Annotated in this window: 9 protein-coding genes; 7 read left to right on the top strand and 2 right to left on the bottom strand. The window is 45.0% G+C overall.

The features are described from left to right. Positions 1-12 precede the first annotated feature (12 nt). From SCB77_RS19880 to SCB77_RS19905, 6 genes are all read left to right on the top strand, one after another. Entirely contained in the window at positions 13-951 is a 939-nt protein-coding gene (locus tag SCB77_RS19880) for an endonuclease/exonuclease/phosphatase family protein (RefSeq protein WP_320183752.1), read from the top strand. Positions 952-1,066: 115 nt separating this feature from the next. After that, entirely contained in the window at positions 1,067-4,978 is a 3,912-nt protein-coding gene (locus SCB77_RS19885; protein ID WP_320183753.1) for a PAS domain S-box protein, read from the top strand. Between the two features lie 349 nt (positions 4,979-5,327). Next, on the top strand, positions 5,328-8,414 hold the full coding sequence (locus SCB77_RS19890) for a SusC/RagA family TonB-linked outer membrane protein (RefSeq protein ID WP_320183754.1): 3,087 nt from the start codon (positions 5,328-5,330) through the stop codon (positions 8,412-8,414). Positions 8,415-8,428: 14 nt separating this feature from the next. Further along, positions 8,429-10,108: a RagB/SusD family nutrient uptake outer membrane protein gene (locus SCB77_RS19895; protein ID WP_320183755.1), complete on the top strand. Its 1,680-nt coding sequence runs from the start codon at positions 8,429-8,431 to the stop codon at positions 10,106-10,108. 201 nt (positions 10,109-10,309) lie between these two features. After that, positions 10,310-10,720, top strand: coding sequence for an Rrf2 family transcriptional regulator (locus SCB77_RS19900; protein WP_320183756.1), 411 nt, complete (start codon positions 10,310-10,312; stop codon positions 10,718-10,720). Between the two features lie 74 nt (positions 10,721-10,794). Continuing rightward, the gene (locus SCB77_RS19905; RefSeq protein WP_320183757.1) at positions 10,795-11,646 is read left to right on the top strand and encodes an SDR family oxidoreductase; all 852 of its coding nucleotides are present in this window, start codon (positions 10,795-10,797) and stop codon (positions 11,644-11,646) included. Positions 11,647-11,684: 38 nt separating this feature from the next. Here SCB77_RS19905 and SCB77_RS19910 read toward each other — a convergent pair whose 3' ends face one another. After that, entirely contained in the window at positions 11,685-11,981 is a 297-nt protein-coding gene (locus tag SCB77_RS19910; RefSeq protein ID WP_380936949.1) for an HU family DNA-binding protein, read from the bottom strand. 645 nt (positions 11,982-12,626) lie between these two features. On the opposite strand from SCB77_RS19910, the gene SCB77_RS19915 reads away from it, so the two are divergent. Next, positions 12,627-14,465, top strand: a complete 1,839-nt coding sequence (locus SCB77_RS19915) for a gamma-glutamyltransferase family protein (RefSeq protein WP_320183758.1) — start codon at positions 12,627-12,629, stop codon at positions 14,463-14,465. Positions 14,466-14,532: 67 nt separating this feature from the next. Here SCB77_RS19915 and SCB77_RS19920 read toward each other — a convergent pair whose 3' ends face one another. Then, complete coding sequence (locus SCB77_RS19920; RefSeq protein WP_320183759.1) at positions 14,533-15,282, bottom strand: head GIN domain-containing protein; 750 nt, start codon at positions 15,280-15,282, stop codon at positions 14,533-14,535. Positions 15,283-15,626 lie beyond the last annotated feature (344 nt).

Raw genomic sequence — 15,626 nt, forward strand, 5'->3', positions numbered from 1 at the left:
AGAAAATACATCATGAAAATAGATACGATGAAAACTATGTTTTTGAAATTCTTCCTCTCGACGATGTTATTGGGCATGGTCGCCTTACAGGCGCAGGAACTACGGGTAGGAAGCTATAATATCCGTTACGACAACGAGGGCGACCGGCAGCATGGAAATGGTTGGCCCAATCGTCTTCCCGTCATCAGCTCCATTATTCGCCATATAGATTTCGATGTGTTTGGTGCGCAGGAAGTGCTGCACCATCAGTTGTTGCAATTGGACTCTACACTAGGAACGGTATATGCGCATGTCGGCGTTGGTCGAGATGATGGGCTTACCAAAGGTGAATATGCGCCGATCTTCTATAAGAAAGATCGCTTCAAGGCATTGGCTAATGGCGTTTTTTGGTTGTCGGCAACGCCGGAGAAACCGTCTAAAGGATGGGATGCGGCATTGCCACGCATATGCACCTGGTTGGAGCTTGAAGACAAGCTAACGAAAAAGCGCTTTTGGTATTTTAACCTGCATATGGATCATGTAGGCACCAAAGCCCGAGAAGAAAGCTGCAAATTGGTGCTTAAGAAGATGCAGCAATTCGTGAAAGCTGATGAAATCGCGATACTAACGGGAGATTTTAACGTGGATCAGGAAAACCCCATGTATCAGATACTAGCTGGATCTACCTTCTTGAATGATAGTTATGCCGCTGCTGCCTTTCGTTACGCTTGGAATGGTACCTTCAATGCATTTGATGCAAATCTATTTACCAAAAGTCGCATAGACCATGTGTTTGTAACGAAGAACGTAAAGGTCATGAAATATGCCGTGTTGACGGATAGCTATAGAAGTCCGAAAAGCGAAGATAGGGAGATAAAAAAAGGTGATTTTCCAAAAGAACTATCTTTCAAAGATTATACAGTGCGTATGCCCTCTGATCATTTTCCCGTCGTTGTGGATTTGACATTTTAGTGCTATCGTCAGCGAATAGGCTTGGTCGCTAAATTATCAGAAATGTTAGGTTGTGATTTTGCTTTTTGTTAACTTCACGACAGTTAACGACCAAGTCTACTTATGATGACGGCTTATGAAAAAGTACCCGCTGCCTGCTAACGAGCACGAAAGGTTGGCAAGGCTTGCTGCATACGATTTATTGGGACTGGAGAAAGATCCGGATTTGGATGTCTTTGCACAGGCAGCAAGTCTCATTACGGATTGTCCGATATCATTGATTGCGATGATGGAGAAGGACACCCAGATCATACAAAGTTGTATCGGCCTTGCTTTAGATGTTGTAGAGCGTCGCTATACGGCGTGCCAATACACGATATTGAGCAATGAGGTGTTGGTTATCGAAGATACCGATACGGACGCGCGCACAGCAGACAACCCCTTGATACGGGAAGGAAACATCCGATTTTATGCGGGCGTCCCCTTATTGGATGATGATGGCTATGCCTTGGGAACCTTGTGTGTGATTGATTATAAACCGAAAAAACTGGATGAAAAGCAAATAGATTCGTTAGAGAAGCTTGCAAAAGCTATCACCAAGATGTTATTGGCTAAAAAAAGAAGGATACAAGCCGGTTACTATGCCGAAATCTTTACCCTTACCAAGAATATCATTTGCGTGATCGATGAAACCTATCATTTGAAAGATGTTAATCCGGCCTTCGAAGAGGGGTTCGGGTTAGCGAAAGAAGATGTGCTGCATAGGTCGTTTTCGTCGGTACTGCAAAAAGATGAACGCACGGTGGATAGCATTCTTTCTAGCGTACATGAAGAACGGCATGCCGTATCGTTTACTAGCACCACAAAAAAGAAAGACGGCAGCATTGTGTCGATCGACTGGTACCTTAAATATCATGAAGCTAGCCAAGAGATATTCGGTTTTGGTCGTAATGTGACCAACGAACTCGACGAGAAATTGAAACTGGAACATTCAGAGCGTCGTTTTCGAAATTTTTTCGAAAATGCTATCGGTCTGATGAGCGTGCACGATTTGCAGGGCAATATTCTAGCCGTTAACGAAAAAGGTCGTAACCTTCTCTTGTATAGCGAAGAGGAGGTCAAGCAATTAAAACTACAAGAGATTGTGCCAACGGCGCATCGCCCTTTATTAAATCAATATTTACAGCGTATTGCTGAGGTAGGTGAAGATTCTGGGATGATGGTGCTCTTGAGCAAAGATGGTCAGGAGGTACATTGGTTGTACCAAAATATGCTGGAAACGGATGGTGATGGAAAGCCAGTCGTAATGAGTACCGCCATCAACATGACCGACAGAATTCAGCTGGAGCGGGATTTGCTTTATACCAAGAAAATACTGGAGCAAACCAATGCGGTCGCGAGAGTTGGCGGATGGGAGGTGGATTTAAAGAAGAACCTGGTCTATTGGTCGGAGTCTTGCAAAGACATTCACGGCGTAGACAAGCAATATAAACCCGACTTCGATAGTGCGGTTTTTTTCTTTGAAAACGATAGTCAAGATCGGATACGATACCTGTTTGAAAAGGCGGTGCAGGACGGCCAGCCTTACGATGAGGAGCTTCGGTTAAGAAAACAGGACGGCACGGTAATTTGGGTGCGTGTTAAAGGTATTCCAGAATGGGAAGATGGTCGCTGTCGTCGTGTCTTTGGTATTATTCAGGACATAGACGTAAGTAAAAATACCTATCTCGAATTGGAACGGCAGGAGGCGATGTTGCAATCTTTTGTCGACTATGTCCCTGCCTCAGCGGCTATGTTCGATCGGGAGATGAACTTTGTTTCCGTCAGCCGGCAATGGGTAAACGAATTCCATCAGCAAGGAAAGAACGTGCTCGGAAAGAATTTGTATAACACCTTCAAGAATGTTCCGGAAGAGCGACGTAAAATCTATGATGAAGCACTGCAGGGCAAAGCTTACAAAAATACGGATCAGCTGATTGTTATGGGCACACTTGCCGAGGCACAGCATTTTAATTGGGAGGTACGGCCTTGGCACATGGCGGATGGTCAAATTGGAGGGGTCATCATCTTGGTGCAAAACATCACCGATAATGTGCGGGCCAACGAAGAACTAAAGACGGCAAAGGAGTTGGCCGATTTAGCGAGCAAAGCAAAATCGGAATTCTTAGCTAATATGAGCCATGAAATACGAACTCCGTTGAATGGCGTCATTGGCTTCTCTGATCTGCTGTTGAAAACGCCGCTTAATGAGGTGCAGAAACAGTATCTACACTATATCAATGAATCCGGTAATAGCCTGCTGAATATCATCAACGACATTTTAGATTTTTCTAAAATTGAAGCAGGGAAGCTCGAGCTGTTTATCGATCGTTGCGACCTGTACGAGTTAGGAAATCAGGTGATCAACGTGGTGCTCTACCAAGCACAGCGAAAAGATCTCGAATTGCTTTTAAATATTGAGCCGGGATTGCCGACTAGCATCTATATCGATGAAGTACGCACCAAGCAAGTGTTGATCAATCTCCTTGGCAATGCAGTTAAATTTACGGAACAAGGCGAAATAGAACTGAAAGTGGAGAAGCTCGCTGCCCATGATAAAGAGATAACACTCCGATTTTCGGTAAGGGATACGGGCATAGGCATTTCACAGGATAAGCAACAACGTATTTTTGATGCCTTTACACAGGAAGATAGTTCCGTTAGCAAGAAGTATGGCGGAACGGGCTTGGGACTGACTATTTCCAACACCATCTTGCGATATATGGACAGTGCGCTTTCTTTAGAGAGCGAAGTGGGAAAGGGCGCGACGTTCGCTTTTGACATCAACGTTCCCTATGAGTCTTCAGCGGAATCGATAGTTGAAGATCTGCCGATAAAGCGTGTACTCATTGTCGATGATAACGAAAACAATAGGATCATCATGGAGCACATGTTGGCCTATCGCAATATTGATTCACAGCAGGCGACCAATGGCGTGGAGGCTTTAGCTATCCTTGCACAAGGCGAGCACTTCGACGTGGTGCTGATGGATTACCATATGCCATTTTTGTCAGGCGTTGAGACCGTCGCAAAAATTAAAGATCTGTTTCTTTCCCGGGGCGACACTACCCCCTTAATTGTATTGCATACCTCCTCCGAGGAGGAGGAAGTGATGGCTGCACTTCGTAGCGAAGAACCACCCTTTTGCTTGTTAAAACCTATAAAATCTCAGGAATTGTATGCGATGTTGCAACGTGCTACACAACAGATGGTGAAGGAACCCCAAGAGCGTAATCTGGAAAACAGCGATTCGACATTGTCTATGGATAAGTTGATGATATTAATAGCCGATGATAATCCGGTAAATATGGCGCTGAACATCAAAATGATGCAGGAATTGCTGCCCCAAGCCACCCTTATCGAAGCCGCAAATGGCCTTCAGGCTATTGGCGCCTGCGAGCAGCAAAACGTATTTGATCTGATTTTGATGGACGTGCAGATGCCAGAAGTTGATGGAATTGAAGCTACGCGCAAAATACGGAGGCTACCTGGATACCAGACGATTCCCATCATTGCCGTTACGGCGGGCAATGTGCTAGGGGAGCGAGAAAAGTGCTTGGATGCCGGCATGTCGGACTTTTTGCCCAAACCCGTTCGTTTAAGAGATTTGCATGCTGTTCTCAAAAAGTTTATCAAGCAGACGGATGCCGATTGGCAACAGGACATCCTCGAAGAGCATCATCTGGATAGGCAAACGTTGGATGAACAGGTCGGCGATGATGTGGAATTTAGGATTTTTTTTCTGCGCTTAGTGATGCAGGAGCTTCAGCAAAGTGAGGCTAAGCTCGATAGCGCATACCAGGAAGCTGATCTTGTGCTATTGAAAGGGATACTGCATAAGCTACGTGGCACAACGGCAACAGCTGGCTTATTTAAGCTCGCGAAACTAATCGTGGATGCAGAAAAAGACTTGGAGATGCTTGTCAAGGATTCCCGTCTATACGACGCGTTGAGGGAAGAGATCAAAGTGGCTAATTACCTAGTTCGGCAATTGCTGAGCAAACCCTAATAAAAAATTTCTGAACTACCTGAACAACTGATATAGCGATTTTTGGCAGGTCTCTAGTCGAACAGCGGCATGCCGTACTTTTTTTGCAATCGTTACCGGCAACGATTGCGTAGTTTTTTATGGCCAATCCCCCACAATCGGCCAATAAGTTCATTACATTGAGCATTGCTAATCAAAAGTACGCCAACTCCCTTGGACTTTGTGCATACTTTCATTTATAAACAGAAGACGATAATTATGTGCGTAATCCATCATTTTCTACTCGTTTTTTCATTGCATTACGGCAGTCAACGTTAGTCTGAAAGCGGATTTACAGCATCGTTTAGCTAATCAATTTAAAGGAAGTCATATGAGAAAATTTTTGATCTTTTTTGCCATGTTGTTTTACGGCGGTTTTGCTGTGGCACAAACCAGGGAATTGAAGGGACGCGTTGTAGATGAAATTGGTGGTGACGGATTGGCGGGCGTCAGTATCCGCGTAGGAAATCAAGATGTCGCCGCGATAAGCGAACTTGATGGTCGTTTCAGCTTATCTATCCCAACTACAGGAACGGTGCAACTGCACTTTAGTTTAATCGGCTACAAATCAAAAGATGTGGCGGTGAACAAGGAACCGTCATTGACCGTAACGATGAGCGCCGACGGCGAAATCGCGCTCGAAGAGGTTGTCGCTGTGGGTTATGGTTCTGTCAAGAAAACCGACTTGACGGGGGCTGTCGGTTCGGTGCAGGGCAAAGAACTGCAGGCACGAGGAACGACATCTGCGATGGCCGCGCTACAAGGTACGGTGCCAGGTGTTGATATTAGTAGCACATCGACAAGGCCGGGCGGGTCGTTCAATATTCTGATACGCGGACAGAACTCCATGCAGGCTGGAAATCCGCTTTATATCGTGGATGGCATAGCAACCTCCAACATCGATTTTCTGAACCCAGCGGATATCGAACAGATTGATGTGCTGAAAGACGCTTCCTCAACGGCGATCTATGGTTCTCGCGGATCAAACGGGGTTGTTATCGTGAAAACAAAGAATGCCGGTAAGCCCGGTGCGACACGTACCACGGTAACCTACGATGGTTTCTATGGTATACGGCAACTGGCGCGTATTCCCGATTTTATGGATGGTAGGGAATGGATTGATTTCCGTACTTCTGCATTTTACACCTATGCAAACGGTCAATATGGGCTGCCCACACCGGCAACCATCTTGCAGAATAGCCCCTTGCTAGAATCCCGTCTTTATAATGAGCAGTACGAAGACTGGTTGGGGCTGGGAACAAAGCAAGGTAAACAGCAAAACCATTATATCGGCATAGGCGGTGCATCAGAGAAAATGACCTATAACTTAGGTGTAGGCTACCAACAGGAAGAAGGAAACTTTATCAAGGAAAATTTGGAACGGTACACCTTGAAACTTTCTGTAGAGCATCGTATTTCTGATCTGCTTAGCACAGGTGCAAGCATAAATTTTGTACATGGGATCAATAATTTCGGTAGCGAATTTGGTTATCGCGATATCTTGCGTATGCCGAACATTCTATATGCTTATGACGATGATGGAAACCTGATCGCTCAACCCGGCATTGCTACTGCGATACAGGGAGTGGGGAATTTTACAAGTTCACCCAATCCGCTAAACGAAATCAACAGCGGAACAGAAGAAATTCGCCAATATGATATTCTATCCAGTGTCTTTGCCGAATTACGTCCTTTAAAAAATTTGTCGATCCGCAGTTCCTTTTTGCCACGTTTTAATAGGACGCGCATTGGGCAATACTATGGGGTGGTGCCAGGGCAACGTAACCAGGATGTGGCCTTTCAAAACAATGAGGAGTCGCTAGAGTGGACCTGGGATAATGTGGTAAATTACAATACCCATTTCGGGGACGATCATAAAATCGATGTGTCCCTCATACAAAGTGCATACAAAACCCGTTTTGAAGGTATTCAGGCGCAGACTAACGACCTGCCTTATCCGTCATGGTGGTATAACCTTTTCAGTGGAGCACTTGTGCGGGGAAATTCCAATTCCTCCTACACCGAAACGAGCCTGTTGTCTTTTGCTGCTCGTGCGAACTACGATTTCAAAGGGCGTTATCTGTTGACCGGAACAGTGAGGTATGACGGCAGCTCGAAGCTTAAAGATAAGTGGGCAGCCTTTCCGTCTGCGGCCTTCGCCTGGCGTATTTCTGAAGAGAAGTTTATGAATATATCGGCCATAAACGACCTTAAGGCACGGGTAAGCCTTGGCTATTCGGGAAACAATAATGGTATCGGTGCATTTGGTGCCCAGCAAACACCGCAGACGGGCTCGCTGGTTTGGTATGATTACAACGGCCAGCTGGCTTCCGGTTTTGCGCCTGGCAGACCTGTCAATCAAAATATTACTTGGGAGAAAACACGTGAGCTCAACGTTGGATTGGATTTTAGCTTATTCAACAACCGTTTAAGGGGAAATCTGGAGTGGTATGATAAATTGTCTGATGGGCTATTAATGCAACGAACGTTGACGATCGAATCGGGGGTAGATTATATGATTGACAATATTGGCTCGGTCAATAACAGAGGCGTGGAGCTTGGGCTGCAAACGGCCAACGTAAGAAACGAGAACTGGGAATGGACCACTTCGTTTATGTTTTCGCGTAATAAGAATGCCATCCGTAGCCTGTATGGCAAAAAGGAAGACAGGCCAGGGGAAGCGCGCTTTATCGGTCAACCGATAAATGTGATCTACGATTATCGCATTATTGGCCTGTGGCGGATGGATCAAGCGGAAGAAGCCGCTAGGTTAGGGCAGCAACCGGGACAGGCCATCGCCGCTGATACCGATGGAAATGGCACGATAAATTCAGATGACCGTACAATCTTAGGGTCCCCTGATCCGCAGTGGATAGGTAGCGTGACCAGTAACCTACGCTATAAAAATTGGGATTTTTCCTTTAATTTCTACACACGGCAGGGGATGTTTGTGAGCGATGCTTTCTTAGATGAGTTTGGACCCAATAACGCGCAACGTGGACGACCTAAGATTAATTATGATTACTATATTCCGCCCGGTGTTCCTAGATATGATTGGAACAATTGGGACACCCATCCAGACGGTAGTCCAAAAGCGGTTTGGGGAACGAGCGGAGCAGGAAATGAAGATGCGCAGTATCCACATCCTCAAAACAAAGGGCCATTTTATGGTAATAACGGACGTTATACCGATGCTTCATTTATCAAACTGAGAAACGTTGTGCTGGGCTACAGCTTGCCCAGTGACCTGATAACGAAGTGGAAGATGTCCCAGTTTCGTATTTACGCCAATATCTTGAACCCACTGGTCTTTACCAAATACCAAGGGTGGGATCCTGAATACGCTACAACAGCGCTAGCCGAGGGAAACGGACCAACAAATATCACCTATCAACTCGGGGTTAATATCCGATTTTAAAAGCACCTGATACCATGAGAATACTGATCTATATATTATTTATTGGCGGCTTGTCCATGACAGGATGTGCCAAATTTTTGGATGAAGATAATAGGGGTGGAATCAGCAATGATGAGTTCTATCGTACTGAAGCCGGTTATAATTCCATTGTGACGGCTGCATACAGCTCCTTGCGTACGACGTTTCGGAGCACACCTTGGCTTTCCTTGGCAGGTACGGATACCTACCAAATGAATCGCGAACTGGGCAACCGAGCATTGATGGAATATACCCAGTTATATGCCGATAATCCAGATGTACAAACCTTCTATAGCAATTGCTACAACGGCATTCAAACAGCGAACGTTGGTATACATTACAATAATATTGTGGAAGTGGATGAAAATCGAAAAAAAGCGTGGATGGCCGAATTTCGCTTTCTACGTAGTCTTTACCACTTTCTACTCATCGAGCAGTTTGGGGGCATCGTCATCAACGATGAAGTTACCTTGGATGGACCGCGGTTAAGCCTTCCTCGCGCTTCGCTTGCGGAATCGTACGCCTTCGCCATTGCAGATATGGAAGCCGCGTTACCTGATTTAGGTACTGATCGAAGCCGTGCAAGCAAAGCTGCTGCTAATCATTATCTTGCCAAGATGTATCTGACCAGAGCATGGGACCTCAAGGATAATGCGGATTTTGAACGAGCAAAGCAGTATGCTACAGCAGCGATCGATGGGTACAGCATTAGTATTCCCTATGAGCAGCTTTGGTCACCGACGAATGAGATGAACGATGAAATCCTTTTTGCTGTACAATATGATATAGAGTCCATCCCCAATACTGATGGGGGCAATAATCAGCAATCGCTGTTCGGTCCCTATCTAGGAGGAGCAGAGCTCAATCACAAATACATGACATCTGCATTTATTCCATCGTGGAGCTTCCATAACTACTACCTCGAAAATGATGCGCGTTACGAAGCTACCTTTATGCTTACGATCTACGACCAGTATTTTGATTACTATGATAACAATAAGGATAAAAGCCAGATCCCGATTCGGGCTTACTATCCAAGGGTATGGGGTCGCGAGTACAGCAGAGCCGATTCTTTGGCTTGGGTGCAGGGAAAAGAACATCAGATCCCAACTAATTTTAGATATTATCCTTTTAAAGGAAACGAAGAGGCCTATCGCGCAGCCTATCAGATCGATATGAGTACGCCTGTCATCAAAAAGTTCGATAGCCCAAGCACACGGCAAGTTTTTAATACCAATGCAAGCATTCGCGATATTGTGCTCGCTCGCAAAGCGGAGAGTTACTTCCTCTATGCAGAGGCTAGCATCGGATTAAATGACTTCGTAACAGCAGCCGACTATGTGAACCGCGTCTTGGCAAGACCGGGAAATGCAAAGGACAATACAAGCCTCGCACCTTTACGCAATATTGCTACTGCTGCTAGCCAAAGCGCTGCCTTGGACGCATACCTCATAGAAAGTGCAAAAGAGTTTATCGGTGAGTATCTGCGCTGGCCGGAGCTGCGTCGCACCGGAAAGCTCAAGGAGTTCTGTGGTCTGTATAATTATGATATCAAGAAAGCAGGCCTCGATGAAGCGTTTCGTGGCATTGATGGGCAAGATAAAATTTATCGGCCGATTCCACAGTCTGCTATTGATATCAATGAGGCGGATGTACCGCAAAATCCGGGATATTAAAGCAGGATAATTCCCTTATGGGCTTGATGCACTAGCAGCAAGCCCATAAGGGAATATAGTGTAATCAAAAACCAGCTCATCTAAAACAGATTATCTAAGCGGTGCTGATTTTGTCAAACGAATGTCTAAAGACATCAGTTCTATAAAATATAATGTAATAAAAGTTGTTACATTAAAGAGGATTCTTACCTTTGTATCGAGATGAACAATACACGCTTTGCAACGGCCATACATATATTGACACTTTTGGATCATAATCCACAGGTCTGGTTGACTTCGGAGTGGATAGCGGGAAGCATTAACGTCAATCCTGTTGTCGTGAGGAAGGAGCTAGGTGCGCTTCAGGAAGCGGGCTTAGTGATCAGTCGCAAAGGTAAGGAGGGAGGATCGATGTTGGCAAAGGAGAGCGTAGATATTTCATTGGATACGATTTATGATGCGGTACGTAACGCGGAAGTATTGGGACGGAAAAACCAGCATACAAATCCCCTATGTCCGGTAGGTAAGCAGATCAATGAAAAATTAGATGATCTTTTTGTCGAAACGGATAGGTTGTTGAAGCACTTTTTGGCGGGCAAAACGTTGCGTGATTTTTCGCAGCAGTTCGAATAGCATTTTTTTTCTAATTAAATGTAACAATAGTTATTACATATAAAGTCAAATTTCAAATATAATTAATAGAAAACATGAAAACAGGTATTACAGGAGCAACTGGTCAACTAGGACAATTGGTTGTTGAACAATTAAAAGAAAGAACAGCGGCAGCGAACATTGTTGCGTTGGTCAGAGATACGGTGAAAGCTTCCGGCTTAGGCGTAGAGGCGAGAACATTCGACTACAATAAGCCTTCGGCATTGGCTTCGGCACTGGAGGGAATCGATCAACTCTTATTGATTTCTGGAAATGAAATAGGCCAACGTAAAACGCAGCATGAACATGTCATCGCTGCAGCGAAGGAAGCCGGGGTTAAGCATATTCTTTACACCAGTTTGCTGCATGCAGATCGTTCTACCTTAAGTTTGGCACCAGAGCATTTGGCAACTGAAGAAGCATTGAAAAATTCAGGTGTAGCCTATACTATCTTGCGCAACGGTTGGTACACGGAAAACTATACAGGGTCTATCTCTGGATCGTTGGCAGCAGGAGCCTTTATTGGTAGTGCTGCTGAAGGAAAGATTTCGTCTGCTTCCCGTTTGGATTTCGCGGAAGCAGCGGCAATTGTCTTGACTAGCGAAAATCAACAAGGAAAAACTTATGAGTTGGCAGGTGACGACGCCTATACATTAGGCGATCTAGCGGCCGAGCTTAGCAAACAACAAGAGAAGGAAATTCCATACACGGACTTTCCGGAGCAAGAGTATGCTGAAGTTTTAAAAACTTTTGGCGTGCCTGATGCATTTGCTCATGCTATAGCCGGATGGGATGCCAGCGCCGCTAAAGACGATTTGTTTGACAGTGGCAAAGAACTTTCTACATTATTGGGAAGACCTACCACGCCGTTGAAGGATACCATAAAGGCCACTTTGGCAGCTCTATAAAAAATAAAGGGAGCAAAAGCTCCCTTTATTTTTTATACTTACTTTTTCTTTCCTTTTTTAGGAGCATCAACAGCTTCTTTCAACGCTTTACCTGCAGTGAATTTTGGTAATTTCTTCGCTGCGATCTTGATGGTAGCTCCCGTTTGTGGATTTCTTCCATTGCGGGCAGCACGGTCAGAAACACCAAATGTTCCAAATCCAATTAACGTTACAGAGTCTCCTTGAGATAGTGCAGAAGATACTGCACCAGTAAAACTGTTAACGGCTTTCTCTGCCTGTGACTGCGTAATTCCAGCCTCGCTGGCAATATGCTTGATCAAGTCTGCTTTGTTCATTATATTTAAATTTAAAGATTGATAGTATCTATACTAATTCTGTGCCACAAATCGCGCATTCGCGAATAGTAACACAATCATTTTCTATTTATACTTATTTTTTTGCCGAACTACCTTAGTATGTTGTCTTGAAAAGACCACAGAAGTGCATCGGTTTATAGATCATGTTAGCAGGAACTAATATATAAAAAAATCGCACTTAATTTACTAATCGTGCGAAATTTATTGTTTTCATCACCGATAGAAACGTTTTCTAAGGCTACACGCGGTATTTACTTCTTTGCATAACATATTTGTCGCGTCATGTTTTGTCTGCAAATAACGTCAGTGCATAGCTTATCTTATTGTCTATGTGTTTGTTTTATTGGACAACTTGTAGCCGATGGAACCAAGTGGGTAGTAGTTGGAGCTGTAAAGAATCAATACATGTAGGTGTCGCGCGATTTTCGAAATATCTATTTCTTCATCGTATTTATGTTTTTATTTCGGCTATTATGGGTTATATTAGGTGAAAATATATCATTTATGCGCTATTCTCCAGCTTTTCTACGCCCTTTCGTATTATTTACTTGTTGTTTTTTTGCATTGTTACCAAATGTTTTTGCACAACGTACACAAAAGCCTCCGCTACATGGCAAAAAATGGATGGCTATCACGGGAAAGCCGCTGGCAGCAACTGCCGGCGCGGCTATTTTTCAGCAAGGTGGGAATGCCGTAGACGCAGCCTGTGCGATGCTGGCTGCCACCTGCACCATGTGGGATGTGTTGAGTTGGGGAGGAGAAACACAGGCGCTCATTTACCACCCAAAGCTAAAGAAAGTGATCGCCATCAACGCGCTAGGCGTAGCGCCTAGTGGCGCTACTGTAGATTTCTTTAAATCCAAAGGCTATACGTTTCCTCCAGAGTATGGCCCGCTAGCGGCGGTAACGCCCGGAACTCCCGGCGGATTATGCCATATGTTAGCGCATTATGGTACCAAAAGCTTGGCAGAAGTGTTGCAGCCGGCGATTGATATGGCCGCAGGGTATCCCATTGATGCGCAAACGGCAAATAGTATAGAGCGTGGTAAAGATAAAATAAAGCAGTGGCCCTACAGCAAGGAGGTTTTTTTGGTGCATGCAGGCGAATCTCGCGAAGCCCCGGAAGCCGGCGAACTTTTCGTACAGGAAAATCTGCGCAGCACACTGCTGAAAATGGTTGAAGCAGAACGGGAGGCGCTAAAAGAGGGAAAAGATCGTAAAACAGCGATCATGGCCGCTAACGATCGCTTTTATCGTGGTGATATCGCCGATGAATTTGTGCGCGGCAGCCAAGAACAGGGAGGTTTGATCAGTAAAGCGGATCTCGCCAATTGGAAGCCTATCGAAGAGGAGCCGCTACACGTCAATTATAAGGGCATAGATGTTTACAAGCTGCAGGAATGGACGCAGGGACCTGCCTTATTGCAGAGTTTGAATATACTCAAACACTTCGACTTGAAAGGAATGGGATATAATTCTGCCGCCTATATACACACCCTTTACCAAACTATGAATTTGGCCTTTGCCGATCGTGACTTTTACTATGGTGATCCTTACTTTAAGCCGAAGGCCCCAATGCAGGGTTTGTTGAGCGACGCTTATGCTAAAGCGCGCGCATTGGAGATCGACCCGACAAAAAATAATCCTTTTGCCGCGCCAGGTGATCCTTACCCATTTGAAAATCGTAAAAATCCGTTTACTAATTTGTTGAAGAAACGTGCTGCACTTTTGGATACCGCCGGTACAGGGATAAAGGATTTTGTTCCTAAACATGATGCACAGCCTACTTTGGGATACCTCGAAAACGAGAACGCCCAAAGCTTATCATCGCTTCCAGTCGACAGTAGCTACCTAGATCGCTTACTTCGCGGAACGACTAGCGTCGAAGCTGCTGATGCGGAAGGATGGGTAGTATCCATTACGCCCAGCGGCGGTTGGTTGCCCGCCTGCATTGCTGGCAACACGGGGGTAGGGATGAGTCAACGCTTGCAGAGTTTTGTGCTGGATTCCCTAATTAGTCCTTTCAATGTGCTGACGCCTGGCAAACGTCCACGCGTAACCTTGACACCGTCATTGGCTTTACAAGATGGCAAACCTTTCTTGTCGTTCGCGGTGCAAGGTGGTGATACGCAAGATCAAAACCTCTTGCAGTTCTTTCTTAACGTTGTCGAATTTGGTATGTCGGTACAAGAAGCTGCAGAAGCTCCAAATATCAATAGTAACCAACTGTGGTTATCACTAGGAGGTGGTAAGTTTGACGACCGGAAACCAAGGGCTGGAAGCCTCTTGTTGGATAAGCGTGTGGAGAAGTCTATTGCAGACCAATTAAAAGGTATGGGCTACACGATTCAATTTGGTGATCGTACTAGCGGTCCCATTAATGCCATTTTCTTTGATGAAAAGCACGGTACGTTGTGGGGCGGCAGTAGCAATAATGGAGAAGATTACGGTATCGGTTGGTAAAATAGTTCGGAGAGGAAAAACAGTTTTTACACGGAAAGTGCCTGAACTTTCCGTGTAAAAAGATCGCCTATCGCGCCGTAACTTGGCCGCCAGATGATTTGTCGGTTTGTACACTTGCAGGCTTGCCGATATAGGTGATTTTACCGGAAGAAGAGGCATCGGCCACTAATTTGTCACTCACTTGAACGGTAGCTTGCGCAGATGAACTCGCGTCCACAACGGCATTTTTTATTTTAAATTCCGCCATATTTACCTGTGCTGACGAACTGATATCTATGGTAGCAGATTTTGCCGAGCCCATCAAATTCAGCTTCGCTGAGCTAGAAGCTTCCACCGTCAAAGCATCCGCTGTGATTTTAGCATCGAAACGTCCCGACGAACTAGCATCAAGCTCAGCAACTTCCGTCACAAGATCGGCTACAAAAAGCTTGCCCGATGAGTTTACATCGATGCTGATTTTCGACGCTTTTAACGGCGCTTCTACACGCAAGGATGCACTCGATGTTACTTTTATCCGTTGCAAGGACGATGATGTACTGTAGATGGTCACCCGATTTGCTCGCCGAGTTCGTATATTGCTATTTGATCGATACCCGATCACTAGGACACCTCCCTCAACAACCGTTTCTAGTTTTTTCAAGTGATCGGCATCTTCCGCGTCTAGCACAACCTCGTTGCGGTTGGAATGTACATAGGTTGCTTCGATGGAGCTCGACACGGCGACACCTTTGAACGAGCCGACTTTGCGGGTCTCTTTGTGCTGCGCCTGAGCGATAACACTGCTCAAAATAAATACGAGGGCTACTAATTTTTTCATAAATAGATTTTTTACGTAGTTGATGAAGAAAACACCGTTGTTTTCCTTGGATTGATTTCACTTCTAAGGTATTTGTTTTTTTATGGAAAAGCAAGCATCATCGCTTAACATCCCTGAGCAGGCAAGGCAACGCCTGAACATCGAATGCTTGTCAATCTCCATTGACCCGTCGGTTTTACAGAAACGCAACGACCAAAAAAGGAAAATTCCCTGTATGGGACAGGGAATTTTTCCTCCTATTAAAAAATAGAACACAAAAAGATGTGTTGGTCTAAATGTAATGCGGGATAAAGATACACAACAAAAATAATTTCACCAAAAATGGAATAATTTTTTTTCAATTT

Source organism: Sphingobacterium bambusae (genome assembly GCF_033955345.1).
Lineage (GTDB): Bacteria > Bacteroidota > Bacteroidia > Sphingobacteriales > Sphingobacteriaceae > Sphingobacterium > Sphingobacterium bambusae.

Bases quoted from the DNA above. Each gene is read 5' to 3' on its own strand.
- SCB77_RS19880 (WP_320183752.1), top strand. From the start codon at position 13: ATGAAAATAGATACGATGAAAACTATGTTTTTGAAATTCTTCCTCTCG.
- SCB77_RS19885 (WP_320183753.1), top strand. From the start codon at position 1,067: ATGAAAAAGTACCCGCTGCCTGCTAACGAGCACGAAAGGTTGGCAAGG.
- SCB77_RS19890 (WP_320183754.1), top strand. From the start codon at position 5,328: ATGAGAAAATTTTTGATCTTTTTTGCCATGTTGTTTTACGGCGGTTTT.
- SCB77_RS19895 (WP_320183755.1), top strand. From the start codon at position 8,429: ATGAGAATACTGATCTATATATTATTTATTGGCGGCTTGTCCATGACA.
- SCB77_RS19900 (WP_320183756.1), top strand. From the start codon at position 10,310: ATGAACAATACACGCTTTGCAACGGCCATACATATATTGACACTTTTG.
- SCB77_RS19905 (WP_320183757.1), top strand. From the start codon at position 10,795: ATGAAAACAGGTATTACAGGAGCAACTGGTCAACTAGGACAATTGGTT.
- SCB77_RS19910 (WP_380936949.1), bottom strand. From the start codon at position 11,981: ATGAACAAAGCAGACTTGATCAAGCATATTGCCAGCGAGGCTGGAATT.
- SCB77_RS19915 (WP_320183758.1), top strand. From the start codon at position 12,627: ATGGCTATCACGGGAAAGCCGCTGGCAGCAACTGCCGGCGCGGCTATT.
- SCB77_RS19920 (WP_320183759.1), bottom strand. From the start codon at position 15,282: ATGAAAAAATTAGTAGCCCTCGTATTTATTTTGAGCAGTGTTATCGCT.